Origin of the sequence: Nitrosomonas cryotolerans ATCC 49181 (genome assembly GCF_900143275.1) — a bacterium.
Taxonomy (GTDB): domain Bacteria; phylum Pseudomonadota; class Gammaproteobacteria; order Burkholderiales; family Nitrosomonadaceae; genus Nitrosomonas; species Nitrosomonas cryotolerans.
Window position 1 is genome coordinate 2,826,374 of sequence record NZ_FSRO01000001.1, and the last position, 26,408, is coordinate 2,852,781.

A 26,408-nucleotide genomic window follows, 5' to 3' on the forward strand; every position below is an offset into this window, starting at 1 on the left:
CATGGTAGAAATTACTCTGGGCGTCCTCTTTTTTACCGCGATTGTCATTGCATTAGTACTGATGATTCTGGGGGCACGTTCTGTACTGTTGGCAAGCGGCAATGTCAAGTTGATTGTGAATAATGAACGCACCCTCAAAGTTCCCGTAGGCGGCAAACTACTCGGCGCACTTGCCGATGCCGAGCTCTTTGTAAGCTCACCATGCGGTGGCAGCGGTACCTGTGGTCAGTGTCGAGTCAAAATCTTTGAGGGAGGCGGCGCTATCCTGCCCACTGAAACCACTCACATCAACAAGCGTGATGCGCGCGCAGGTTATCGTTTATCTTGCCAGGTAGCCGTTAAGCAGGATATGAAAATCACCGTTCCTGAAGAGGTTTTTGGCGTCAAGCAATGGCAATGCACCGTTCGTTCCAATCATAATGTGGCTACCTTCATTAAAGAACTGGTACTGGAACTGCCCGCTGGAGAGAACCTCGAGTTTCGGGCGGGTGGCTATATTCAGATTGAATGCCCACCTTATGCCTGCACCTTTAAGGATTTCGACATTGAAACACGCTTCCGCAAAGACTGGGATCACTTCAATCTCTGGCGGTATACATCTAAAGTTGAAGAAACGGTCATACGTGCCTACTCAATGGCCAATTATCCGGAAGAACAAGGTATTATCGTGCTCAATGTACGCATTTCAACACCGCCGCCACAGCCTGAAGGCGCTCCGCCAGGACAAGCTTCATCCTATATTTTTGCACTCAAACCGGGCGATCAGGTCAATATTCTCGGCCCATTTGGTGATTTTTTTGCCCGCGACACCACTAATGAAATGATTTTTATTGGTGGCGGCGCAGGCATGGCACCCATGCGATCACATATTCTGGATCAGCTGTGTCGCATCAAAAGTGGGCGCAAGATTTCTTTCTGGTATGGTGCGCGTTCCAAAAACGAAATGTTCTATGTTGAAGATTTCGATAAATTGGCTGAAGAAAATGATAATTTCCAATGGCATGTTGCTCTGTCTAATGCATTGCCGGAAGATCACTGGCAAGGCCATACCGGTTTTATTCATAACGTATTATATGAAGAATATTTAGCCAAACATCCTTCACCAGAGGATTGCGAATTCTACTTATGTGGCCCTCCCATGATGAGCAAAGCTGTAATAGCCATGCTCCTTGACTTAGGTGTTGAACCTGAAAATATCCTGTTCGACGACTTCGGCAGTTAAATATGACCACCACTTAACTTATGCCAACCAAATACTTCTCACAACACCGCCTCTTTCTTATCCTGTCCATGATCATTTTTCTTATCGTGATCATCTACCAGGTTTTTTCTGAAGCGCCACTCACATTGTCTCATCTTAGCGGGCACACTATGGGAACCAGCTACAGTGTGAAGTATCGATACAACCTTGAAGTGGTACCACCTGAGACACTGCATAACCAGATAGAAACATTGCTTGTCGCTATTAATCACGTGATGTCCACTTATGATCCTGACTCGGAACTGTCACGTTTTAACCGTGCCAAAACAACAGACTGGATTTCTGTCACGCCCTCACTTTTCACCGTACTGACAGCAGCCTCTGAAGTTCACAAAAAAAGTAAAGGCGCCTTTGATATTACAGTTGGTCCATTAGTCAATCTTTGGGGCTTTGGGCCTGAAATACATCCAAGACGCATCCCAAGCGAAGTAGAAATCATGGCGGCACGTGAACAAACCGGTCAAAACAAGTTAATACTGCATGAAACGTTACCCGCCATACGTAAAACTCACACTGACATAGTGATTGATCTTTCCGGTATTGCCAAAGGCTACGCAGTAGACCAGGTCGCTGAATTGTTGCAATCCCACGACATCCAGCACTACATGATTGAAATCGGAGGAGAAATACGTGTACAGGGTCATAATGCACAAGAAGCACCCTGGCACATTGGAATCGAAAAACCGCTAGTGGAAACCCGTTCTTTACAAAAAGTACTCACACTAGAAAATACGGCGCTGGCCACTTCAGGCGATTATCGTAATTTCTTCGAAATCGCAGGCCAACGCTATATTCATACAATCGATCCGGTCACGGGTTGGCCACTAAAAAATCAATTGGCTTCCGTGACAGTCATCACCGACAGCTGCATGTACGCCGATGCGTGGGCTACAGCACTACAGGTTCTGGGTTTCGAGCATGGAATGCGGGTTGCGGAACAATTGGGACTACCTGTTCTTTTTATTATCAACCGTAATGGTGTTTTTGAAGAACATATGAGCCGGGATTTTCAGCCGAATCGTATAAAAAGTTTCATGATGATTTTTATCGCTTCTTTCTCCATCATCGGAATCGCGATCCTCGCTATGGCAATCGGCGCCATAAACGGACGGCCACCATTGGGTGGCAGTTGTGGCGGACTCGCACGCCTTGGATTAAAATGTGATCTTGGCTGTAACAGCGCATGCCAAAAACGGCTTACTCCAATACAACCAGACAATAAACCACACTCAGACAGAGATCATTAAACAATCGATGGCGCCGTATCGGAATTCATTACCCTTGTTTTCAGGCAATTATACTGGTCTCGGTGAGCTTCTCATCCAGAATCCAGATACTTATTTTCACCCTATAATGTATTGATATAAAATGATATAATACTATAGACAATTAAGATTTTTCTTTCCTCAGGACTGAAAAATATTTTTTTGTCAGTTAAGGTATTGTATCCATGTATGCATTCTTTTAAGAATGCTTACGCTTAAATGTAAACTTAATTGGAGGGTAATAATGAAATTAACTCAAGCTATATTTTTGAGCCTGGTACTTGGATTGTCAGTTAGCGCCGTACAAGCAGAAGAAGCCGCTGCACAGAAAAAACAAAGCTTTACGGTAGTTATTAACGCCTATGATACCGACATACCAGAACTCAACGTCGAAGGTGTAACCGTTAAGAATATTCGCGCCTTCAATGTATTAAATGAACCAGAAACACTGACCGTTCAAAAAGGAACTAAAGTATCCATCAAGGTAGAAAACAAATCACCTATCAGTGAAGGATTCTCTATCGATGCCTACAAAATCCAGGAAGTGCTGAAGGCAGGAGAAACCAAAACGATTACCTTTGTGGCTAATAAATCGGGTGCCTTTACTATCTGGTGCCAACTCCATCCTAAGAATATTCATCTGTCTGGATCTTTAAACGTTGTCCAGTAACAAGCATCCCTGACAATCTACAAGAGAGAAATATTTTTATTTTTTAACATGCAGATTGCCATGTATAAAAATACAGTGAATATCAATTGTAGATATCATTTGAAGTCCTATTCGGGTTGTGATTTCTCGGCGTTCTACGACGACAGATCACTTATCCGATATTAATCCGTCGCTCTCAAAGAGTGGCGGATTAAATCCAGATTCACACGATAAATCGGCTATACCTTCCTGCTATAATGAGCCTGCTACTATGCAGTTTGTTTCAGACTGGTTATCTATCCAAGCACCTAAGCTGTTTTGAGCATTACAATGCATCAATGGCGGCAACATAGGGCAAACCAAGATCATGCGCGACTGCGGCATGTGTCAATTGACCACGACAAACATTAAGGCCGTTGCGTAAGTGCACATCATCCAGCAATGCTTTTTTATAGCCCTTGTCGGCAAGCGCCAGAACAAATGGCAGTGTGACATTATTCAATGCAAAGGTAGCAGTACGCGCAACAGCACCCGGCATATTAGAAACACAATAATGCACCACACCGTCAACGGTATAGATGGGATCAGCCAGCGTAGTCGGTTGTGAAGTCGCAAAGCAACCACCCTGATCTATCGCAACATCAACCAGCACAGAACCGCGACGCATCCCGCCAATCATCTCGCGATTGACCAGTTTTGGCGCAGCGGCTCCGGGCGTGAGTACCGCACCGATAACAAGATCAGCTGTCGGCACATATTCTTCTAGTGCATCCATTGTTGCAAACACTGTATTCAGTTTGGAACCAAACTGCAAATCCAGTTCCTGTAAACGGTGAAGCGATTGATCCAGCACAGTCACATGCGCTTCCATACCCATTGCCATACGAGCGGCATTGGTGCCGACGACGCCCCCACCAATGATTACCACTCGCGCTGCCGGTACGCCTGGCACACCGGCAAGCAATACACCACGCCCCCCCTGGTTCATTTCAAGCGCGTTAGCACCTGCCTGAATCGACATACGACCAGCAACCTCACTCATCGGAACAAGTAGCGGCAAACCACCCTGCGCGCCAGTAACCGTTTCGTAGGCGATAGCAACACAATCCGAATCGATCAGTTCCTTCGCCTGCGCAGGATCAGGAGCAAGATGCAGATAAGCAAATAAAACCTGCCCTGCACGTAGCATAGCCAGCTCTGATTTTTGTAATTCTTTCACCTTTACAATCAGTTCAGCTCGGGCAAATATCTCTTCCGCCGTTTCCACGATCTCAGCTCCAACGGCTTCATATTTATTGTCGCTAAGATCAATCTCAAATCCTGCTCTCTTTTGCACCATCACCTGGTGCCCACGCATGATAAGTTCACGTACCGAAGCCGGTGTCAGTCCGACGCGATACTCATGAGTTTTGGTTTCTTTAGGCACACCAATGAACATGCAAATCCTTAAATATAGAAATAACCATTTTTAATATTAAGCGTGATCGAACAACTCAATTCACTGCTATACAATTTCCAGCCATGCTTCCTGTGCCCCATCTGTCGCGGTTGTATGATCTATCGGCATCACATCAATATTTCCATCCCAGTGAGTATGAGTGCCAAAACCTATGCCATGCCGCCATTGGCACCAATATCCTGCCCCGTAATCCACCTAGCCTGTTCACTGACCAGAAATAAAACTATTTGTGCAATATCATCTACAGTTCCAATTCGATCTAATGCTGCCATACTTGCCATACGTTTAATATCCGCTTCAGTCTTTCCCGCTCTAAAAAATGCGGTATCGACAGGTCCAGGTGAAACTGTATTAACTGTGATACCTCTTTCTCCCATTTCTTTAGCCAAAGTACGGGTTAATTGCTCGACCGCACCTTTAGTTGCTGCATACACCCCATATCGTGGCAGTATCAACCGGGTTACAGTACTTGATAAATTAACAATGCGTCCATTATCCGAAAGGCGCGCAGCAGCTTCGCGCAATGTATAAAAAACACCTTTGATATTAATATCGATTATTTGATCGAGTTCATCGTCGCGAACATCCGCTATTTCTTTAAAAATCAGAATACCGGCATTATTAATCAGTATGTCCACATGGCCATAACGTACTATCGTTTCATCAAAAAGTCGGCGAACTGCAGCTGGATCAGCCACATCTGCCCTGATTGCAAAGCATTCTCCTCCCGCCTTTCTAATAGTCGTACACACATCATCTGCAGCCTGTTGATTCTTGACATAGTTAACAATAACCTGGGCACCCGCATACGCTAATGTACGTGCAATCTCTGCACCAATACCGCGTGAGGCACCCGTAACGATAGCAACTTTATTCTGCAGTTTGTTCATTGTCTGGATATCATTCATTATTCAACAGATTTGCCAATTATTCCTGTACGCCATGATTTTTTAATAATGTGATTACTTCCTGATGACCTCGCTTCACAGCCCAGTCCAAAGCATTATCACCCAATTCATTTCTAATACCCGGATCTGCACCACGATCCAAGAGCAGCTTGACAGCCTCAATATGATTGCCTCTTACCCCCATCATTAATGCCGTTGTGCCATTATCTGAGGTTGCATTTATTTTTGCATCACCATTTAAAAGCAACCGAATCGTTGATGTATGACCATTTGTTGCGGCATAAAGTAATGGACTCCACCCACTGTGGTTAATTTCTGCCCCTTTGATATAAAGTTTTCTAACCATGTCGGTCTGACCGTTATAACTAGCGAACATAATCGCTGTCTCGCCATAACGGTTACGTATATCAAGTTTAGCGCCTGCATTCAAAAGCAATTGCATCAGTTTGTCATTCTTCGTTTTAACAGCGATCATTAGAGGCGTTTCTCCCTGTCTATTGAAAATATCGGGATTGGCTCCTTTGGCTAGTAAACTAGCGACATCCGTCAGATTGCTATCTTCTACCGCCCAGAGAAAATCATCCTCAATGCCCGCAGAAACCTTTAAGGACGCACAGAGTGTAGTTACAAGAAACAGAATTAAGATCGCACAGCGATTAACTAGCAAGCATCTCATTTTTAGGAACTTTAAATAAATCAAAGAAATTGTTCGTGGTAGCCGCAGCAATTTCATCTACACTGACTGCGCGTAAACTAGCGATTTCTTCCGCAACATATCGTACAAAAGCGGGCTGATTAAGCTTGCCACGGTACGGCACTGGTGCCAAATAGGGTGAATCGGTTTCTATCAGCATCCTATCCAGCCGAATCTTGCTAGCGACTTCTTTCAGGTTAACCGCATTCTTGAAAGTTACGATACCTGAGAAAGAGATATAAAAATTCATGGCAATTGCCTGTTGTGCCACATCCCAGCTTTCGGTAAAGCAGTGCATTACTCCCCCCACTTCATCGGCATGCTCTTCTGCCATAATACGCAATGTATCTGCTGCAGCCGCACGCGTATGAATAATCAGTGGCTTATTACATTGCCGGGCCGCACGGATATGTTGCCGAAAACGCTCCCGCTGCCATTCAAGATCACCTTTAAGGCGAAAATAATCGAGTCCTGTTTCACCAATGGCAATCACCCTGGGATGCTCAGCAAGCATGACCAGTTGTTCTGCACTTGGCTCCGCCAGATTTTCATAATCAGGATGCACGCCAACTGATGCGAAAAGATTATGGTGGGCTTGTGCAAGCGCCAATACACGTGGAAAATCCTCCAGGTTGACACTGACACAAAGTGCATGCGTAACTTTATTCTCCTGCATTTTACAGAGCAACTCATCAAGATTGCTGGCGAGATCAGGAAAGTCCAGATGACAATGAGAATCGATAAACATAGCGAACGTAAATGTGAATGATTAAAAAATAGTTAGCCCCTTTCACGAATTGCATCTGCCCAGCAATTCGGAGTTTCAAACAAACGTACTTGCTCTAATCTTAGATGATTACCATAATTATCCTGATAAGCTTCATCCAAAACACGAAACGCAGCTAACGCCAGATTTTCTGCCGTGGGTTGTGTATCCAACACGACTGTTTTATGGCCTTCGAGAGACTGTAGAAATTTCACGACAGGTATATCTCCCGAATAAACCAAAAATGCATGATCCCATTTATCAACTAGTGCTGTTTTAGCAATCTGCTTTACTTCTGAAAAATCCATCACCATTCCCTGCTCGGCAACGCCTTCTTCACAGATTACTTCACCAGATAAAGTAATCTCAATAACATAACGGTGGCCATGCAAATGGCGACATTGGCTATTATGAGTTGAAATACGGTGACCCGCATCAAATTCCAATCTACGAGTGATTAACATGTGTACAATTGTAACATTGCGATTTATTTCCGCGAGATTGTAACATTGCAACCCACCTCTAACCTATTGAATATCACTGATCATAGTCGCGATAGCGTCGGTATGACCTACGTTTATCCGGTAGTCTCACGTCGCGCCGGGGGGGTATCCGTCGGTATTAACCTCAACCCTAATAATGCCTGTAACTGGCGATGTATTTATTGTCAGGTGCCCGATCTTAAACGGGGGACAGCACCTAAAATCGATCTAGCCCTGCTTGAACTGGAATTGCAGACGTTGCTACATGAGCTGCTGCATGGCAGTTTCATGCAAAAACACGTTCCTCTGGCGGCAAGACGTATCAACGACATTGCGTTATCCGGTAACGGCGAACCAACCAGTGCTAAAGAATTTGAACAGGTCATTGCGCTCATCGCTCATGTAAAAAGCCAGCTTGAGTTACCGCAAGACCTGAAACTCGTTCTCATCACCAATGGTAGCCTGATCAATCGAGCAACTGTACAAGCTGGTTTGCATCACATGGCCAGATTGAATGGCGAAGTCTGGTTCAAGCTTGACAGTATCACGCTTGAAGGGAGACAACGTATCAATAATACCCACATTAGCCTGAAGCAGGTAAACAATCATTTACGAATAGCTGCGTCACTCTGCCCAACCTGGTTACAAACCTGTATTTTTCAAATAAATGGCACACCACCCACCGACAAAGAATCCAACGCTTATCTCAGATTTATTGCCCGTTTATTAGAAGATGCCGTACCAATAAAAGGTATTTTATTATATGGGCTTGCCCGTCCATCAATGCAGCCAGAAGCACCCATGCTTTCAAAAGTCAGCGAAGCATGGATGCAGTCATTTGCTGAAAAAATCAAGGCATTGGGCCTTGCTGTCAAACTAAACCCCTGATTCTCAACAGCATCTTCTGACGTTTATTGCCACTTTCATTCAACATATTCGTAGTTCGACTGCGCCCTTCTTCCTTACTGTACTCACTAAAGGACACATCAATCAGCATCGTTGTTTTCTGATTCAAATTTGCTTCTAGCATTTCCAGCAAAAAGAAATTATCAATTATTCGGGTGCCAGCAAGAATTCCTTTACAATTTCAATCTGTTCACAATCCATCAGCAAGGGCGCATGGCCAATACCAGGCAGCTCAACTACTTTAGCTTTAGCACCGCGTATCTGCATTTCTGCCGCTGTTTCAGCAAGTAAAATATCGGATTCGGTGCCCCGCAATACAAGCGTAGGACTCCTGAGTTTATCCCAATACTCCCATAGATTAATATCCTCAAGAACATGTTTTTCAAAACTGATCTCTATTTTAGGGTCATAGCAGAAGCCCAGAGTCCCGTCCGCATACCTGCGAATACTGTGTATGGCCAAATGATGCCATTGCGCATCGGTCAGCGGACCAAATGTCGCAGATATTTTTTTCAAATAGGCCAGAAATACATCAAAAGAATTAAAGCGGATATCTTTACCCACGTATTCAGATAATCTGGATAAGGCTGCTAGCGGAATAAATGGACCAATATCACTCATGACCAATCTATGTACAGGTATGGATATTTCCGGCTGCACTGCCAACATCATACCTATCAACCCTCCCATCGAAATACCGACCCAATCCAGCTTAATGGGCGTCGTATACTGTGCTTGAATATGGGTAACCAGTGATAGAGCATCAGCAATGTAGAGCAGATAACAATCATAGTCCTCAGCATTATCGAGCCAGTCACTTTTACCTCTCCCTACGACATCAACACAGATCACCCGACAATCCTTCTCTAATACACGTGCTAGATAGTCAAAATCGCGGCAATTCCGTGTGAGACCGTGCACACAGATCACCACATGAGCGTTATCTGGATCACCCCAGTCAGTATAAGCAATACCACGTATTTTCTCAGTGCTATCTTGATATGGAAATGCAGGAAGGAGTAGTCGTTTAGTTTGCATTGCGATCCTTTCTAATACGCTTAATTTATTTATTTTTTCTATTCAGAAACTTTCAGATAACTCGTCAAGTATGCCCGATTATTAAATAGCATCCGGCCTATCCTTGATAGCCTGTAGCTTCAATCATCAATTTTATTTCATCACCCACGATCGGCAAAGCATACTTCATCCCAAAGCTTGAACGTTTCATATTCGCTGTAGCACCAATACCACACATTATCTGTCCGTTTATCGAATTCATCCCGCATCCAAAAGCAGTTATCGTAAAGGTTAATCGTCGGGTAATGCCGAGCAAGGTAAGATTACCTTCAACCCAAATTTTCCATTAGGAGAATTTCCTAATGGAAGCCATTAGAAGAACCTATTGAATACATTTGGAATTCTCTAAATTATGGTTGCTTTAATTTGCAAGTTTTTCTTCCTGATTGTTTTGATGTAGGCTATTCATTCCATTAGTTTTTCGTTATTGGGAAATTCCTAATGGAAAATCTGGGTTCAATAACAGCCATATATAGTAGAAAATCCCAGATAACTTACTGCAAAATGTAAATGTGTCTGCGCTGGATTCAGTTTATACATTTCTGGCGCAGCTGATATCTGACTAACAAAAAATAATAGCAGAATAACCAGTAATGAAACTGCAAAACGAAATAGAATCATTGCACTGATCTGCCTTAAAAAGAAATGTTCAATCAGACATCGCCACTCATCCAGAACTTCATTATCATATACGCTAACTTGAGAGGCCATCCGGAACCAGATAAGGCACCTACAAGCCACCTAAGTTAACCAGACTTTCCATGGTGAAAGCCTTATATTATTTTCGCGAACAGTAGGTATTCATTTGCTAATCTAGAATCAGCGAGCATAAAAATAGAAACTGCGGTTATCTTTGAGAGGTACTCAATGAAATTATCTGAACTTTACTGGCATCGCATAACACCACTGCACATTTTGTTGTGGCCATTAAGTCTCTTATTTAACTCATTTATATCATTAAGAAGATTAGGCTATTGGCTGGATTTATTTCCTTCTGTGAGTCTGCCAGTACCTGTTATCGTGGTCGATAGTATGACCATCAACGATGAAAGCAGGACACCATTTATTCTTTGGCTGATTAGGCTGTTACATTCGCAAGGCATGCGACCCGGGATTGTGAGTCATACTGATACCGATTCTCCCATCTCCCCCATGGCCGTCACTGCCAGCAGCGATCCGGCTATCGTAAACGGCAAATCATTGTTACTGGCGCAGCAATGTGGCGCTATCTGTCCGGTATGGGTAGGCCATGACCCGGTTATCGTTGCGCAAGCACTGCTAGCCGCACATCCCGATTGCAATGTACTGATCAATGAGGGTGGGCTACAGTATCATCGCCTACAACGTGATCTTGAAATCATAGTAATAAATTACAGTGAAGCAAGCTTTGGCAATGGCCTGATCCTGCCTGCAGGACCATTGCGGGAAAGCCTCAAGCGCTTGCACAATGTGGACGCCGTAATTATAAATGAGGAGCGAAAACGATACGCTGATACTCGCGGCTGGGCGCCTGTTTTCAATATGAAATTGGTTAGTGACACGTTCTACAATCTATTAAATCCAGATTCTCACGCTGCGCCCGCCACATTTATGAATAAGCGATTACATGCCGTTGCCGGTATAAACCATTACCCGTGGTTTTTAAATCAACTACGACGTATTAATCTAAACGCCAAACTCCACGCCTTCTCTGAACACCACCGGTTTATCAGACAGGATATCCAATTTCCCGATGCCGAAGCGGTTCTCATGCCAGAAGAAGAAGCCGCAAAGTGTGTCAATTTCGCTGACTCGACACTTTGGGCATTGTCAGTCAGAGCGTCTATTTATGGCAATTTGCAAGATGTGATTTTAAAAAGTCTAAAAAAGTCTAAGTAAGCGATTTAAAGACCGCTGCATAACTGTATTTTTGAGCTTTTCTGATTACTTGCAGCATTGATAAATCAAACACTTAAAAATCTTGCCCAGCCCGAGATAACCAGTTATGCAGCGGTCTTATTTATGGATACCAAATCTCTTAATACGCTGGTATGTCGATTATGTAAAAACACCTGCTTCTTATAAACCTTTTCGCTGATAGGAGGCTTTTGCAAAAACCCTCGCCGGAAGTTTTAGAATATTGATTATAAAGAATTAACTTTTCAACTATGGGGGTTTTGCAAAGGTCTCAGCTGATTTTATGCTATCGCTGTTGACATCCTCCCCTTCCTAAACGAAGGGGATTCCTAGCGACTTATTAAGCCGTTAAGAGTAGGTTTGTATTGCTACTGCCACTGGTTCCTGCTTCTTAGACGAAACTAACGTTTCAACTCCACAGGCTAACAAGCGATGTCCTCGCTCAAGTACATTCAAGGCACCTACCAAGTCGGCATTGGCTTTAAATCCACATTCTGTACATTCAAAAGCACTTTGGCTTTTGCGATTGTCACGATTAACATGTTGACATCCAGGGCAGGTTTGAGAGGTGTATTGAGGGTTTACCTTCAATACATCCCCGCCTGAACAAGCCTGTTTATACTCCAAGAACGAAACGAACATTCCCCATCCTTGGTCAAGAATGGATTTGTTTAGACCCGATTTCGCTTTGACGTTTTTACCATGCTTTTCAACACTGCCCTTGGCACTCTTAGACATGCTTCCTATCTTTAAATTCTCAACTACGACCATTGCGTGATTTTTGCTGATTTCGGTTGAGGTTTTGTGTAAGAAGTCTAAACGAGCATTGGCAATACGCTCATGCAGTCGGGTAATGATTTGTTTCTGCTTTTTCCAGTTAGCAGAGAAACGGACTTTTTTAGACAGCTTACGCTGTTCAAAAGCCAGTTTCTTTGATAACTTTCTGAAACTGTTTAAAGGTTCTACGTATGAGCCGTCTGACAAGGTTGCAAAGCGGGTAACGCCCATATCAACACCAATCATACTGGTTGAGCTATGACGCTTTAGCTCGGTCTCGTACTCAGTCTGAATCGACACGTACCAATAACCGCCTTTACGGGAAATCGTCATATTTTTAACGTCACCAATGACTTGGCGTGAATTACGATATTTCACCCAACCGATTTTAGGCAAGAACACTTTGCTAGACTCTTGCTCCAGCTTAAATCCTTGTGGATAACGAAAGCTGTCACTCAAACCTTTTTTCTTGAATTTTGGAATCCGTTTTAAAGGCTGTTTTTTATCAAAACCGTCTTTGAACGCTTTTTCTAAGTTTTTTAAGGCTTGTTGCAACGGTTGAGAATGAACGGTTTTTAGAAATCCATAATCTTCTGAGGATTTCCATAGCTTTAGCCAAAATGACAACTCGTTGTACCAAAGCAATGGCTGTTTCTGCTCTAATCTGAACAGATTCATTGCTAAGGCTTTATTCCAAACAAACCGATTAGCACCCGCAAACTCAACCATCTTCTGTGCTTGGTCAGAATTTGGATTGAGTCGAAATTTAAAGGCTTTGCGTATAATCTGCTTCATGGTTATAATTATACAAAAAGGAATTGGTCTATGCAAGTTAATAACGATGTAAGAACAGGAAGACATTGTGTTTTTAATCTTCATGTCCATTTGGTCTTTGTAACAAAATACCGTAGAGATGTTTTCTCCGGAAGGGTATTAATTGATTTGGAAGAAATATTTAAAAACGTGTGTTTGGATTTTGAAGCAGAATTGGTGGAATTTAACGGTGAGCATGATCATATTCACCTTTTAGTTAACTATCCACCAAAAATTGCTATTTCTAACTTGGTAAATAGTTTGAAAGGCGTTTCAAGCCGACTTATTCGCAAAAAGAATTATCCCGAAATTAAAAATAAGCTTTGGGGTAATATGCTTTGGAGTCCAAGCTATTTTGCGGGTAGTTGTGGTGGAGCACCACTCTCGATTATTAAGCAATATATTGAACAACAGCAAAGACCGCATTAAACAGGCTTCGCCTGTGCGCTTATATCTCCGCCCTGAAGGACGAAGTTTTACGCGCTATTTGATAAATCCTCTATTGACTCAATCAGAGAGCGTTGCCAGTGTGGTATTACCTCCCGCCGCAGTAGTGTCAATCGTTACCATTCGTTCAGTTACAAAACGATATAAATAATGTGGTCCACCCGCCTTCGGACCGGTCCCCGAGAGCCCTTCACCACCAAAAGGTTGCACACCAACTATTGCTCCTATTTGGTTACGGTTAACATAGATATTACCCACTTTAACCCGCTTCTGAATATAATCCGCCCTTGAGTCAATACGACTATGAATACCCAGCGTCAGGCCATAGCCAGTATTATTGATCGCTTCAATTACGTTATCCAGCTCTTGAGAAGCATAACGTATGATATGTAGGACTGGACCAAATACTTCGTGCGTCAGCAAACTCATATCCTTGATCTCAAAGGCACAGGGCGCAAAGAAAGTCCCCTCTTCCGTACCTTCCGGAAGCGAACATTGACAAAGCAGCTGCGCGTTATGACACATCATTTCATAATGGCATTTCAGTTTTTCCAACGCAACACTGTCAATAACAGGGCCGATATCCGTTGATAGCAGGCACGGATTACCAATGTTTAATTCAGCCATTGCGCCGGTCAGCATTTCTATAATACGGTCAGCCACTTCCTCCTGTAAATACAATACACGGAGTGCTGAACAACGCTGCCCCGCACTATGAAAGGCAGAACTGATTACATCGCGCACTACCTGCTCAGTCAAAGCGGAAGAATCGACAATCATGGCATTCTGGCCACCTGTTTCAGCGATTAACGGGATAATGGGTCCAGGCTTATTTGCTAATACGCCATTGATTGCTCGTGCCGTTTCGGTTGAACCTGTGAAAACTACACCGGCAATGCGCGCGTCACTTACCAGTGCTGTACCCACCCTTTTTCCTGATCCAGGCAAGAAATGCAGCACCTCAAACGGGATGCCGCCCGCATGTAGAAGTTGTATTGCACGCATTGCGATCAACGGTGTTTGCTCAGCCGGTTTTGCAATCACCGCATTACCCGAAGCCAGTGCTGCTCCAATCTGACCTGTAAAAATTGCCAATGGAAAATTCCACGGACTGATGCAGACAAACACACCGCGCCCGTGTAGTGTCATGGCATTATATTCACCGGTAGTACCACGAAATATCGATGGTTGTGCAAATCCCTGGCAAGCCATCATGGCATAATAACGCAGAAAATCGCTCGCTTCACGTATCTCTGCAACGGCATCATCGACCGTTTTACCGCCTTCCCGCATACACAATGCCATCAACTCAGCTCGATTAGAGTCGAATAAGTCAGCCGCACGCTGCAAATAGGCGGCACGTTTATCTACGGGGGTGGCGTCCCATTTATGTTGGGCTTCCTGTGCTATTCCAATCGCCTTCTTGGCATGCTCAACGCTGGCTTCAACGACTAATCCAACCGTATCATGATGGTCTGCCGGGTTATAGATTGGCCGCTCATCACCATCCGCTTCAACAATACCGTTAATTAAGGGATTCGCTGTCCATGGTGCTAACGAAGTAAACGATTGCAGCTCGTGCATTAAATTCTGCAACATCATGGGATCCGTAAGGTCGATTCCTTTTGAATTTTCCCGATCGGGCATATAAAGATCCTGCGGTAACGGAATATGCGGATGCGGCTTTTCCTCAAGGTCCATCATTTTCGCGATAGGATCAGCGATAATCTCAGCAATCGATCGTTGTTTATCCAGCACGTGGTTAACAAAAGAAGTATTGGCGCCATTTTCCAGTAATCGTCTTACCAGATAAGGTAACAAATGTTCATGACTACCAACCGGCGCATAGACGCGACATGCCTGCTTATTATCACTCTCGCCCACAATCTGATCATAAAGCATCTCTCCCATGCCATGCAGACGCTGAAACTCAAAATCGGTATGCTCATCACCTGCGACTGCCAGCACAGAAGCTACTGTGTGAGCATTATGGGTCGCAAATTGGGGATAGAGATAATGCGAGGCAGAAAATAAACGTTTCATACAGGCAACAAACGAAACATCTGTGGCTGCTTTGCGGGTAAAGACAGGGTAGCCAGGAAGGCCCAAGGCCTGTGCCTGTTTAATTTCCCTATCCCAATACGCACCCTTAACGAGTCGCACAGCTAATCTTCGCTCATACCGCCTGGCTAGCCCTTCCAGCCAGTCAATCACGGGTAAAGCGCGTTTCTGATAAGCCTGCACAGCTAACCCGAATCCGGCCCACCCGGCAAGTCTGGAATCGGAAAAAACGGCTTCTACCAGCGTCAACGACAAATCCAGGCGTTCTGTTTCTTCAGCATCTATGGTCAAACCGATATCATAATCTCGTGCTCTGAACAGCAGTGTTTTTAATCTTGGTACCAATTCCGCCATGACACGTTCACGCTGCGAGAATTCATAACGTGGGTGCAATGCCGATAACTTCACCGAGATACCCGGGCCTTGAACCGGCCCGCGACCATCCGAATATTTTCCAATCGCTTCAATCGCATGCATATAGGATTCAAAATAATCTTCAGCTTCAGCCTGGGTATGTGCGGACTCACCCAGCATATCGTAAGAATATCGATAACCCCGTTGCTCAGATTCTTCTGCCCGGGCAAGTGCTTCTTCGATCGTACGCCCCATAACAAACTCGCGGGCAATGATTTTCATGGCTTGCACAAGCGCCTGTCGCACGACGACTTCACCACTTCGGGCCACTAAACTCTGTAATGTGGCTTCAAAGCCAGGTTGTTGATCACGATCATGCGGTTTTGCAATACGCCCGGTTAACATCAATGCCCAAGTTGATGCATTAACAAGTAAGGAGTCAGATGCGCCCATGTGCTCGGCCCAGTTCGCCTGAAAAAGCTTATCCTCGATTAACAAATCAGCCGTCTTTGCATCTGGAATGCGCAATAATGCCTCTGCAAGGCACATCAGCATCACTCCCTCATGACTCGCCAAATCATATTCATGCATAAAAGCATCAAGACTGCCCGCATGCGGATAGCGCTCACGAATACCCTCAGACAAACTCGTTCCAATCTCTTGGACGCGTTGACGCATTTGAACAGGCAATGCGGCAGCATGTAAACGCGCTTTAATACACGTGGATTCATCCAGCAGGTAAGCGGCTTGAACTGCAGCACGTAATGAATCAACGGGTAATAATGGTTTATCAAATAGCATGGTATAACTCCTCGCCTTGAGTGTAGGGCCATTTATCGAGGCCAGACAAAACCAGATAATCTTGCAAACTACTCTACTCAGCTAACTTACCATACAAAAAACTTCATTTGCCCCCAATTGACCGGCTAAAACTGCTTTATTCTTTCACAAATGCGGATAAAGCCATATAAAAACGATGGAAAAGACTGTCAACAAGGAAATGATGAGCTCGCTACATATAAACCTATAAGGCTTAACCGTATATGCATTTGCAAGTGCTGTATTAATTTTCTTAGCCACCTCCACTTCCAATAATCTTATTCGGCGGTAAATCGAAGCGTTTAAAAACCAACGAAGGCATTCTAGTGATGACAAAATGCAAGTTAAGCCAATTTGAATGAATATTTCTTCTATTATCAGCGTGTGTATTCGTTCAACAGACAATAACCAGCCTAATGCAACAAGATGTATACCAGTAGATACCCATACATTTTTAGCATACGTGTTAGTGAGAAATTTAAGCGCCTCTAGTTTTCCTGCTTCTATATCCATTATCGTCACTCCTGATTCATTTAACACTCTCCCCACCCAGAACCGAGATTCATTGTAGAAGGATTATTGAGATAAGTTAATGAGCCCGATCTATGAGTTTCTGATGCTTACTGACAACGAAAGTCACATTGACATCCTCCCCCGCCTAAAGACAGGGGATTCCTGCTGTCTCTACCCCGGAATGAAGCAGATGACTTCGGTGAGTTCTTTTTGCTGACGACATTACCGCATCGTTCACTTGGCAGACGAGCTGGACATGTCCTGCCCTTAGAATATTGATGGCCACGTTGAGGTCTGCATTTTCTGTGTACCCACATTCGACACACGCGAACTTGGATTGCGTTGCGCGATTCTCGGCGGACACATGGCCGCAGGCCGGACACGTCCGGCTTGCTTGTATTCCAGCTGGCGGCGGGATTCACTCCAGTCCTGATCGAGAATCGATTTGTTGAAGCCCACTTTGGCTTTGACACTTCGTCCTGGCAGCTTAATCGAACCTGCTGCTGACTTACTCATATTCGTGGCTCTCTATTTATCTCGTACCAGAGCTTAACGACTTGTCTAATTTTGTGGTGCCACTTCATCTCCACCATTTGCGGTAATCATGGCTTGATTTTTCAAAGCATCTGGTCTTTCATCTCAGAATAATTTATGATGACTGACTTCATGTCGGTTTTTTGCAAATCCATAATATATTTAACTTTCAAGTGAAATTTAGAGGATAAACATTATGACCAAGATCTGGGTTCTCACCGCGAACAGCGGCAATGCTACACTCTTTACCGCAGACTCGCCGACAGCAGCTTTGACCGAATTAATGAACTTTGATAATCCCCACGCACGCGCAAAACAGATGGAACTCAGCAGTGATCGCGCGGGGCGCAGCTTCGATAGCCACGGCGAAGGCCGCCATGCTATGGCGGTTGAAGTCGAACCCAAGGAACAGGAACAGATTCGTTTCGCCAAGTTAATTGCTGATCGGCTTGAGCAAGGACGCGTGGAGAATGCATTTGAACGCCTCGTAGTAGTAGCGGCACCCGCGTTTCTTGGCCTGCTACGGGCTAACTTCAATACCCCTCTCAGCTCTTTGCTGTCCCTGGAAATAGACAAAGATTACACGGCGCTCCGACCTGAAGAATTGCGCACTCGCCTACCCGAACGACTTTAAATCCTTGATATTTCAAATTAGCCACAATTACAGGAGAAAATCATGCAGATACAAGTCAATACCGGCCATAATGTTGAGGGTCACGAGGAATTTTCCGGTCAAGTCAAAACCAAGATAGAGGATGCGCTGAATCGTTTCAGCAAACACGTCACCCGAGTTGAAGTACATATCAGCGACGAAAACAGCGACAAAGGTGGCATGAATGACAAACGTTGCTTGATGGAAGCTCGTTTGGAAGGTCGCCAACCTATCGCGGTTACTCACCAAGCGGAAAGCCTGAATCTAGCCGTCCAAGGCGCTATCGATAAGTTGAAAAACGTGATCGAGAGTACGCTTGATCGGCTGAATAATCATTAATCGTTCCAGGATAATAGTGAATCTTAACACTGGAACACCCTAATCAATCCGCTAAACATATCACTAAGTAGAAAACAGCGACGCGGATTATTTTTATAGTGATTAGGCTTAAACCATCAGAGATAATAGTATCTGGTGATTTGCCATAATTCATCCTGATTAGTCACTTGTCTTAGAAAGACCTAATATTAAGGATGCTGTGCACACCCATGCGTAAATAGGTGCTAAGAATTTATCTAGGCTGCAGGCGGATTAGCACTTTATTTTACACATTCTTATGAAATTGCACTGACATTCAAGAAAGCCGATGAATTTATGGGAACACGGGCGTGGATTTTTGGAGAAATTAATTTAATTGGAAGATTAATTGGAAGACAATTGGGTTTTTACACCGCATAATCAACGCTATCAGAGAGTACTATTTTGGCTGTCACAATTTTTGCAATCGGGTACAGGGCGATATTCAAGCACGAATTTAGCTTGAACGCCAGCGAGCAGAGGATTAATATCGAAAGACAATGAGCGAAAAACAAATTCAGCAATAAACGATTAAACATTTAATCTAGGGTGTACTCATGAATCATATATTCATCTTGGGTGTGTTGAATACATTAGTGCCAGGTGCTGTTGAAGCACCGCTGAATTATTTTTTGCATAGCTATGGCCCTGCAGCAAAACCGACCATGTATTTAGGATGGTTCCTTGCAGGACTGTCGGTTGTTATCTGTCTCATCATTGCGCTATTGATATTGACCGCAATTTTTCGCAGACGAAATCCATCAAATCCACACAAAATTGAAAATGAAGGCAAAGGCCTTCAATGGGTATATATCGGCACAGGCATTTCCACCGTAATTTTATTCGGTTTGGTAATTTATTCGCTAATGGTTCTGAATCAAGTTGCCAAGCCTTCACAGACGCCAACTATTAGCATGACGGTTACTGGATACGACTGGTGGTGGAAAGCCGAATACGAGCACGATGATCCTGCGAAACGTTTTATCACTGCAAATGAGATTCATATTCCTGTGGGTCAGTCTGTATTGATTAAATTGAAAAGTGCGGATGTGATTCATGCATTCTGGGTACCAAAGCTTGCCGGAAAAACCCAAATGATTCCGGGCCTCATAAATCAACAATGGATTCAGGCTGATATGCCCGGGGTTTATACTGGGCAATGCACGCAATTTTGCGGCGCTGGTCATGCACATATGAATCTGGAAGTAGTTGCTGAGAGTGCCGAAGATTTCGAGAAATGGCAAAATACTCAGCGCCAACCTGCAAAACAGGCCTTCATGGCGGAACAGGATACAGGCTACAAATTATTCATGGATCGTTGCGCAGGTTGCCACACTGTGCGTGGTACGGATGCTAAAGGTGAGCACGGCCCGGATCTAACCCATCTGAACTCGCGCCGCCGTCTTGCAGCGGGTGTATTAACCAATACACCTGATCATTTGATGAAATGGATCGGCAATGCACAACAACTTAAGCCAGGATCACGCATGCCTGGCTTTAAGTTGTCAGAGAGCGAAGCTTCAGCACTCGCATTATTCTTATCAACATTGGACTAGCATGACTTCCACTGACACGAAACCTAATCACCCTGATGATCGTTTGGAACGCATACCCGATTTTGGGTATGCTCCCGTAGGTTCTGATGCCGAAATCCGGCTTACGAAAATATGGGAAACAACGCCAGGCTGGCGTGGTTGGTTTTCCACCGTGGATCATAAAACAATTGGTCTGCGATATCTCGTTACAGCATTTATTTTTTTGTTGATAGGCGGTGTTGAAGCACTGATCATGCGTGTACAGCTCGCTCTGCCGGAACAATCATTACTGACACCGGAACAATATAATCAACTATTCACGATGCACGGCGTGACGATGATATTTCTTTATGCCTTGCCGATATTGTCCGGTTTTTCCAATTATCTTTGGCCATTGTTGCTGGGCTCTCGTGACATGGCCTTTCCACGCCTCAATGCACTTTCGTATTGGATATTCCTGTTTGCAGGTGTTTTCTTGTATGCGAGTTTTCCGTTTGGCCAAGCGCCGAATGCGGGCTGGTTTAATTATGTTCCTGTTTCTGGGCTTATTTACAACACCGGTCCTAATATCGACGTCTTCGCCCTTGGAATGGTTCTTTTAGGAATTTCAACGACTGTCGGGTCAATTAATTTTATCGTCTCGTTATTCAGAATGCGAGCGCCAGGCATGACAATTAATAAGATGCCGATCCTTGTCTGGGGCACACTCACCGCCTCTGTAGCTAATCTTATTGCCATTCCCGCGGTCAGTCTCGCTTTTTTTCTGTTATGGCTAGATCGCCAGATGGGTACTCAATTTTTTGATGTCGCTAATGGCGGTAAACCGCTTTTGTGGCAACACTTGTTTTGGATTTTCGGTCATCCATGGGTGTATGCAATCGTACTTCCTGCAATGGGTATTGTCTCTGATGCACTGCCAACATTTTGCCGGCGTCCTTTGGTTGGTTATACGGCGGTAGCGCTGGCTACCATGGCAACCATGTTGCTTGGTTTTCAAGTATGGATTCATCATATGTTTGCCACGGGCTTGCCCACCGTTGCCTTATCAATTTTTGGTGCTGCCAGCATGATCATTTCAGTCCCGAGTGCTGTTGCTGTATTTGCCTGGATCGCGACCATCTGGTTAGGCAGGCCTGTTTTCAAAACAGCATTTTTATTTTTCGCTGGGTTTATCTTTTTATTCGTGGTAGGCGGCATGTCAGGGGTAATGACAGCGGCTGTGTCGCTGGATCTGCAGCTTAACGAAACCTATTTTATTGTCGCCCATCTTCATTATGTTTTACTAGGCATTAATGTATTTCCAGTCATTGGTGGTATCTATTATTGGTTTCCTAAGTTTACTGGCCGCATGATGAGCGAAATATTAGGCAAATGGAGCTTTTGGGTTATGTTCATTGGCTTTAATATCGGTTTTTTTCCTATGCATATAGCCGGCTTACTGGGGATGCCGAGACGCATTTACACGTATTCATCCCGAATGGGATGGGATAGTGTCAACATGATTACGTCTATTGGTTCTTTCATTTTCGCTATTGGCATTCTGATTTTTCTGATTAATGTTCTAATCAGTCTCAAACGAGGTGCATTGGCTGGTTCGAATCCATGGGATGCAGCGACGCTCGAATGGTCAACGTCTTCGCCACCTCCGGCCTATAATTTTGCTGTTATCCCCGTTATCGCGAGTCGTCACCCATTATGGGAAGATCGACTTAACGAAAACTCCAACCGTTCTAGTCTTACGCAGGGATATTTACTTATGGAAGGTCATGAAACCATCGGAACTTCGCCCATTGATGCTAAACCAGTATCTATCCTTAAAATGCCGGGGGATTCTTTCGCACCATTTTTTGTCGGATTATTTGTTTCATTACTATTTGTCGGATTGCTGCTGCATTGGTGGTATTTCACGGGGATAACAGCTGTAGCATGCTGCATCACTTTAGGGATATGGATGTGGCCGCGAAAGACGCTGGTTCAGAGGATAACTCCGGAAACGGCTCATGTCAGACGGGGGGCCCATGAATAAAGCTATTCACTTCGAGCAACGGCCTTTACCCGTGGGCAGTGACGGTAAACTTTCAATGGGATGGTGGGGTATTTTAGCGTTAATTGTAACCGAGGGATCCCTGTTTGGATTTCTGCTCTTTGCCTATTTCTATTTGTCAGCTCAGACCGAACAGCAATGGCCACCAGAGGGGTTGCCAAATTTGCTGATGCCAACTATAAATACAGCGATTTTACTCGCAAGCAGTGTTTCTGTTTGGGTTAGCGAGTATGGAATTCGACATCAAAAAAAATACTGGAGTATTGGTGGGATGCTAATGGCGGTCGCGCTTGGTTTTTGTTTTTTAAAAATTCAACTCATAGAGTGGAGCGAAAAATCTTTTGATATCACCTCGAATTTATACGGGTCGCTGTATTTTACGATTACGGGATTTCATTTATTCCATGTCATCATCGGATTGGCCATTTTGTTTTTATTATTGGTCTGGATCTCGCTTAATTATTTTAATGATAAACGATATGCGGCCGTAACGATTGGAGGCGCTTACTGGCATTTTGTCGATGTAGTCTGGTTATTTGTTTTTGCTTCCTTGTATCTATTTCCGTATCTTTAGAATTTGAAATAAGTCTCATTATTCAAGAGTGTTTCTGGAAAATATTTTTTTGATGCTATGAGTACATTTAAAACATTGCTAGCATTATTTGGAGCACCTTCGGCGTGGTTCATCCAGGTGTCTTTAAGCGAACCACTTGCGGCGTATGCTTGTTATCCGCATCAGGTTCCACTTTCTGCACCACTTTGGGTTAACTTATCTGCAATCCTCATTGCGATTAGCTTGATCTGTCTAGCGGGTGGTTTGATTTCTGGACATGTCGCATGGAATGCATGGGGAAAATTTACTCAGTTCGATGCTAATAAGGAAGTCAAAAATGATGAAGGGCAAACAAAATTTCTAGCGATGCTGGGAGTCATGTCGAGCTTTATATTCATCGTTGCAATATTATTTACAACTTGTGCTGTTTTATTAGTATCGCCTTGCAGTGCCTGGACTTGACTCAGATGGTAGCAATCTTTTATTCATCAATGCCTGTAATATGAAGCTAAGCAAAAATATGAAGCTAAGCAAAACGACACATTATTCATGGATAATTTTAGTATGGATGATTGCAGCAAACATACACGCTGCTGATCCTGACTTAATCGCTCGTGGCGCATATCTTGCCAAGGTTGCTGATTGTGAAAGCTGTCATACTGCCGGGCCGGATCGTGATCTTTTTGCTGGTGGTTTACCAATCAATTCTCCATTTGGAATAATCTACTCAACTAATATTACACCCGACCCGATCACAGGTATCGGACAATATAGTTATGATGATTTTAGCCGAGCACTTAGGCAAGGCATTGCCAAAAATGGCAAACACCTTTATCCGGCAATGCCCTATGCCTCGTTCGCAGCGACACTGGATAGTGATATAGAGGCACTCTACGTTTATTTTATGAAAGGGGTAAAGGCAGTCAATTACACACCACCTCAAACCAAATTGCCTTTCCCGTTTAATCAGCGCTGGACGCTGATGTTCTGGAATGCGGCGTTTGCCACCCAAGAAACATATAAACCGCGTGCCGATCGTGATGCCCAATGGAATCGTGGCGCTTATCTGGTGCAGGGCCTCGGTCATTGTGGTGCTTGCCATACGCCGAGGGGGCTGGCTTTCCAGGAGAAAACATATTCAGAATCTTCGCCCAATTATTTGAGCGGTGCTATGGTGGATAATTGGTTTTCCGCAAATCTGACTGGTAACAAGGCATCTGGTCTGGGCAGATGGTCTAAAGCAGAAATTTCCGAGTTTCTGAAAACAGGGCATAGCGGGCATGAAGTCGCATTTGGCAGCATGGTGACCGTGATTGAGAACAGTACCCAGCATTTACGTAAAGAAGATTTGGACGCCATTGCGCACTATCTTAAATCCCTTCCAGGCCAAAAGAATAAATCATCCTACAAGCCTCCTGTTAATCAGGATCAAAAGGTCTTGCCTGGAGTAGTCAGTATTGGAATCAATAAATTTGAACTTCCTGGTGCAGGCTTATATTCCGGATTTTGCGCTAAATGCCATGGCGATAGTGGCACAGGGAAAGCTCCAAAAATTCCACGGCTTGGCGGAAATTCGATGGTGCTCTCCGATAATGCCAGCTCCATAATTCGGCTTGTGCTGGAAGGAGGCAAAGGGCCGTTGACAATAACAGGACCAAAACCGAAAGAAATGCCAAGCTTTGCGAAGAAATTTTCTAATCGTGAAATTGCTGATGTGCTTACTTTTGTACGTAATAGCTGGGGCAATTCGGCGGCTCCGGTCACACCACGCGAAGTGTCATTAGTGCGCCAGAAATGTTGTGTCAAGAACTAACGTTTGCCATGAAATATTCATTGATATTTTGATGCTTTTCGACTATTTCTCTGTTAGATAATATGACTCAACCCGTTTGACTCTTGGTATACGAATTATGTGACATCAATTCTTTTCGTATTACAATAAGAATCCCGGCTGCACTCATCATTGCTCCATGTATCCAGAGAATTATGCCACCAATTTGTTGGTCTTCAACAGCATTTAACCCCCCTATTGCCCGACCACAAACAGTATAAATGGGATAGAGTTCCTCCGAAGCAAAAAAAATCATTGCTCCTATAACGATTTGTGGCGGTATGACAGCAAGCATCATGGCAATGCGAGTACCAGGTAATAAATGTGTTAGGTAACCAACAGTAGGATTTAACACAAGGCCCCAGAAAATCAACCCGTTGATGAGCATACTCCAGTTCATCAAACGATATAAACGCCAATCAATCATCACTGTAAAGTGAATCGAAGGCAATAACCAGAAGCCAATAAGGCCACTGAAAAGCATAACAGCCAAAATAGGATTACATAGGAATGAGATTACTAATTGTAGTGGCTTCCAGCGGACTGCTAGTTTACCAAAACGGCTTGCTTTTTTAGGTACGCCACTAAGGAGTATGGGTAACGGACTACTCAATACGATTAAAAAAGGTCCGAGATGATGCAATACGAGATGTTGAAGTCTATGAATAAAGAATTGATGCTGGGAATAATAATCAAACTGCGTATGAGAAACCAGGTATATAAGGATAAGCCCAGTCCAAAAATATAGTTTTTGGGGAAATGATGGCTTACTATTGACGCAACCTCTTAAGAACAGAATAGCAACGATACTTATCGCAATCACGACTATAATCGACTCTTCCCAAGGCGTGAACCAATAAAATACATCCATCATAATTGGGCTCTATAAGACTTCGCTGTTACAGAATCGCAGCTATAGGATTTTAGATTTTTCGAGTAATGCCTTTCATAATCAGCGCCAACTAATAGACCCTGTCCAATAGGTGTCGAATATCTTGCGCCAAGCCTGCTATTGAATCGGTTGAAGTTGCCAGAAGGCGGGCGTGACCCTGTGAATCAAAAATATAGATAGCATCCCCATGAACAATTCCGCTTTGCTCGGTATTCTTTGACCGAGGGCGGTATGCAGCCCGATAACGCTTTGTTAAATTCTGGATATCTTTTGCTGTGCCCGTCAATCCGACTACGTGTTCAGGATCAAATTGCGCAATGTAGTGCCGTAAGACTTTCGGATTATCTTGCCCAGGGTCAAGCGTAACAAACAAAATGCGTGTGCGGTCAGCATCGTCCCCAAGAATCTGCATGACTTGGCTTAATTTAGCCATTGAAACCGGGCATTCAGCTTGGCAGTTGGTGAACCCGAAGTACATTAGTAATACATAGCCTTTGTACATTTCTGCCGTTACCAGTCGCTCGCTATCTGATGTCAATGAAAACTGCAGATCAGGCAGGTGTCCGACCACTTCTTTGACATGCCAGTTTTTTTCAGAAAAGCATCCACTGAGCGTGAAAATCACCAAGTATAAAATAAAGCGGGTCAGCCCAGAGTTTCGCATTTGATAATATACACGCGCATTATAAGTCATAGTACAAAGTGTAAGTGGTGAAGAATAATATATCACTGAAACGACCCCGCTCACTTCTTAGCTGTCATACGGTACTAAATTAGCTGAGCTAAAGGTTTCATATTTTGCACTAATATCTGTCCTGTTTATAACATAGTGGCTTAATTATCTAGTCGCCGACTGCTCTCCT

Annotated in this window: 27 protein-coding genes; 13 read left to right on the forward strand and 14 right to left on the reverse strand. The window is 44.0% G+C overall.

Annotated elements, in window-relative coordinates:
* Position 1 precedes the first annotated feature (1 nt).
* The 3 genes from nqrF to BUQ89_RS12665 all read left to right on the forward strand — a co-directional run bounded on the left by nqrF (position 2) and on the right by BUQ89_RS12665 (position 3,196).
* The gene (gene nqrF, locus BUQ89_RS12655) at positions 2–1,222 is read left to right on the forward strand and encodes an NADH:ubiquinone reductase (Na(+)-transporting) subunit F (protein ID WP_028462310.1); all 1,221 of its coding nucleotides are present in this window, start codon (positions 2–4) and stop codon (positions 1,220–1,222) included.
* 68 nt (positions 1,223–1,290) lie between these two features.
* A complete protein-coding gene (locus tag BUQ89_RS12660) occupies positions 1,291–2,508 on the forward strand; it encodes an FAD:protein FMN transferase (RefSeq protein ID WP_143071283.1) in 1,218 nt (405 codons plus the stop codon).
* Between the two features lie 262 nt (positions 2,509–2,770).
* Complete coding sequence (locus tag BUQ89_RS12665) at positions 2,771–3,196, forward strand: nitrosocyanin (RefSeq protein WP_028462311.1); 426 nt, start codon at positions 2,771–2,773, stop codon at positions 3,194–3,196.
* Positions 3,197–3,500: 304 nt separating this feature from the next.
* Here the strand turns inward: BUQ89_RS12665 and ald are convergent, their stop codons facing one another.
* From ald to queD, 5 genes are all read right to left on the reverse strand, one after another.
* Positions 3,501–4,613, reverse strand: a complete 1,113-nt coding sequence (gene ald / locus BUQ89_RS12670) for an alanine dehydrogenase (RefSeq protein WP_028462312.1) — start codon at positions 4,611–4,613, stop codon at positions 3,501–3,503.
* Between the two features lie 170 nt (positions 4,614–4,783).
* Positions 4,784–5,524: an SDR family oxidoreductase gene (locus BUQ89_RS12675; RefSeq protein ID WP_028462313.1), complete on the reverse strand. Its 741-nt coding sequence runs from the start codon at positions 5,522–5,524 to the stop codon at positions 4,784–4,786.
* A 37-nt stretch (positions 5,525–5,561) separates the two neighbouring features.
* On the reverse strand, positions 5,562–6,209 hold the full coding sequence (locus tag BUQ89_RS12680; RefSeq protein ID WP_425434874.1) for an ankyrin repeat domain-containing protein: 648 nt from the start codon (positions 6,207–6,209) through the stop codon (positions 5,562–5,564).
* Positions 6,199–6,984, reverse strand: coding sequence for a TatD family hydrolase (locus BUQ89_RS12685; protein WP_028462315.1), 786 nt, complete (start codon positions 6,982–6,984; stop codon positions 6,199–6,201). Before BUQ89_RS12685 ends, BUQ89_RS12680 begins: the two co-directional genes overlap by 11 nt.
* Before the next feature lie 32 nt (positions 6,985–7,016).
* The gene (gene queD, locus BUQ89_RS12690; RefSeq protein WP_028462316.1) at positions 7,017–7,466 is read right to left on the reverse strand and encodes a 6-carboxytetrahydropterin synthase QueD; all 450 of its coding nucleotides are present in this window, start codon (positions 7,464–7,466) and stop codon (positions 7,017–7,019) included.
* Between the two features lie 45 nt (positions 7,467–7,511).
* Between queD and BUQ89_RS12695 the strand changes: the two genes are divergently transcribed.
* Complete coding sequence (locus tag BUQ89_RS12695; RefSeq protein WP_028462317.1) at positions 7,512–8,372, forward strand: radical SAM protein; 861 nt, start codon at positions 7,512–7,514, stop codon at positions 8,370–8,372.
* Between the two features lie 165 nt (positions 8,373–8,537).
* Here the strand turns inward: BUQ89_RS12695 and BUQ89_RS12700 are convergent, their stop codons facing one another.
* The gene (locus BUQ89_RS12700) at positions 8,538–9,428 is read right to left on the reverse strand and encodes an alpha/beta fold hydrolase (RefSeq protein ID WP_051537718.1); all 891 of its coding nucleotides are present in this window, start codon (positions 9,426–9,428) and stop codon (positions 8,538–8,540) included.
* A 97-nt stretch (positions 9,429–9,525) separates the two neighbouring features.
* Positions 9,526–9,747 carry a YceI family protein gene (locus tag BUQ89_RS12705; protein ID WP_083399563.1) on the reverse strand — a complete coding sequence of 74 codons (222 nt, stop codon included), beginning with the start codon at positions 9,745–9,747 and terminating at the stop codon, positions 9,526–9,528.
* 587 nt (positions 9,748–10,334) lie between these two features.
* Here BUQ89_RS12705 and lpxK point away from each other — a divergent pair.
* Complete coding sequence (gene lpxK / locus BUQ89_RS12715) at positions 10,335–11,345, forward strand: tetraacyldisaccharide 4'-kinase (protein WP_036573870.1); 1,011 nt, start codon at positions 10,335–10,337, stop codon at positions 11,343–11,345.
* 366 nt (positions 11,346–11,711) lie between these two features.
* Here the strand turns inward: lpxK and BUQ89_RS12720 are convergent, their stop codons facing one another.
* On the reverse strand, positions 11,712–12,935 hold the full coding sequence (locus tag BUQ89_RS12720) for an RNA-guided endonuclease InsQ/TnpB family protein (protein WP_074202630.1): 1,224 nt from the start codon (positions 12,933–12,935) through the stop codon (positions 11,712–11,714).
* A gap of 30 nt (positions 12,936–12,965) precedes the next feature.
* Between BUQ89_RS12720 and tnpA the strand changes: the two genes are divergently transcribed.
* Positions 12,966–13,382, forward strand: a complete 417-nt coding sequence (gene tnpA / locus BUQ89_RS12725) for an IS200/IS605 family transposase (RefSeq protein ID WP_074202473.1) — start codon at positions 12,966–12,968, stop codon at positions 13,380–13,382.
* Positions 13,383–13,460: 78 nt separating this feature from the next.
* Here the strand turns inward: tnpA and putA are convergent, their stop codons facing one another.
* The 4 genes from putA to BUQ89_RS13330 all read right to left on the reverse strand — a co-directional run bounded on the left by putA (position 13,461) and on the right by BUQ89_RS13330 (position 17,663).
* The gene (gene putA, locus BUQ89_RS12730; protein ID WP_028462255.1) at positions 13,461–16,616 is read right to left on the reverse strand and encodes a bifunctional proline dehydrogenase/L-glutamate gamma-semialdehyde dehydrogenase PutA; all 3,156 of its coding nucleotides are present in this window, start codon (positions 16,614–16,616) and stop codon (positions 13,461–13,463) included.
* A 144-nt stretch (positions 16,617–16,760) separates the two neighbouring features.
* The gene (locus BUQ89_RS12735; protein ID WP_028462254.1) at positions 16,761–17,147 is read right to left on the reverse strand and encodes a hypothetical protein; all 387 of its coding nucleotides are present in this window, start codon (positions 17,145–17,147) and stop codon (positions 16,761–16,763) included.
* 145 nt (positions 17,148–17,292) lie between these two features.
* Positions 17,293–17,511: a zinc ribbon domain-containing protein gene (locus tag BUQ89_RS14030; RefSeq protein ID WP_074202631.1), complete on the reverse strand. Its 219-nt coding sequence runs from the start codon at positions 17,509–17,511 to the stop codon at positions 17,293–17,295.
* Entirely contained in the window at positions 17,415–17,663 is a 249-nt protein-coding gene (locus tag BUQ89_RS13330; RefSeq protein ID WP_028462253.1) for a hypothetical protein, read from the reverse strand. The genes BUQ89_RS14030 and BUQ89_RS13330 overlap by 97 nt, the downstream gene beginning before the upstream one ends.
* Before the next feature lie 214 nt (positions 17,664–17,877).
* On the opposite strand from BUQ89_RS13330, the gene BUQ89_RS12745 reads away from it, so the two are divergent.
* From BUQ89_RS12745 to BUQ89_RS12775, 7 genes are all read left to right on the forward strand, one after another.
* Positions 17,878–18,315, forward strand: coding sequence for a host attachment protein (locus BUQ89_RS12745; protein ID WP_028462252.1), 438 nt, complete (start codon positions 17,878–17,880; stop codon positions 18,313–18,315).
* A 42-nt stretch (positions 18,316–18,357) separates the two neighbouring features.
* Positions 18,358–18,672 carry an HPF/RaiA family ribosome-associated protein gene (locus BUQ89_RS12750; protein ID WP_028462251.1) on the forward strand — a complete coding sequence of 105 codons (315 nt, stop codon included), beginning with the start codon at positions 18,358–18,360 and terminating at the stop codon, positions 18,670–18,672.
* Between the two features lie 575 nt (positions 18,673–19,247).
* Entirely contained in the window at positions 19,248–20,246 is a 999-nt protein-coding gene (gene coxB / locus BUQ89_RS12755) for a cytochrome c oxidase subunit II (protein WP_051537693.1), read from the forward strand.
* A gap of 1 nt (position 20,247) precedes the next feature.
* Positions 20,248–22,251 (forward strand): cytochrome c oxidase subunit I, encoded by a 2,004-nt coding sequence (gene ctaD, locus BUQ89_RS12760; protein ID WP_028462249.1) that lies wholly within the window; start codon positions 20,248–20,250, stop codon positions 22,249–22,251.
* On the forward strand, positions 22,244–22,843 hold the full coding sequence (locus tag BUQ89_RS12765) for a cytochrome c oxidase subunit 3 (protein WP_028462248.1): 600 nt from the start codon (positions 22,244–22,246) through the stop codon (positions 22,841–22,843). The genes ctaD and BUQ89_RS12765 overlap by 8 nt, the downstream gene beginning before the upstream one ends.
* Positions 22,844–22,900: 57 nt before the next feature.
* Positions 22,901–23,284, forward strand: a complete 384-nt coding sequence (locus tag BUQ89_RS12770) for a hypothetical protein (RefSeq protein ID WP_036573775.1) — start codon at positions 22,901–22,903, stop codon at positions 23,282–23,284.
* Positions 23,285–23,342: 58 nt separating this feature from the next.
* Positions 23,343–24,635 (forward strand): c-type cytochrome, encoded by a 1,293-nt coding sequence (locus BUQ89_RS12775; protein ID WP_036573772.1) that lies wholly within the window; start codon positions 23,343–23,345, stop codon positions 24,633–24,635.
* 67 nt (positions 24,636–24,702) lie between these two features.
* Here BUQ89_RS12775 and BUQ89_RS12780 read toward each other — a convergent pair whose 3' ends face one another.
* A complete protein-coding gene (locus tag BUQ89_RS12780) occupies positions 24,703–25,527 on the reverse strand; it encodes a cytochrome c oxidase assembly protein (RefSeq protein WP_245813021.1) in 825 nt (274 codons plus the stop codon).
* 88 nt (positions 25,528–25,615) lie between these two features.
* Entirely contained in the window at positions 25,616–26,209 is a 594-nt protein-coding gene (locus tag BUQ89_RS12785) for an SCO family protein (RefSeq protein ID WP_051537696.1), read from the reverse strand.
* Between the last annotated feature and the right edge of the window lie 199 nt (positions 26,210–26,408).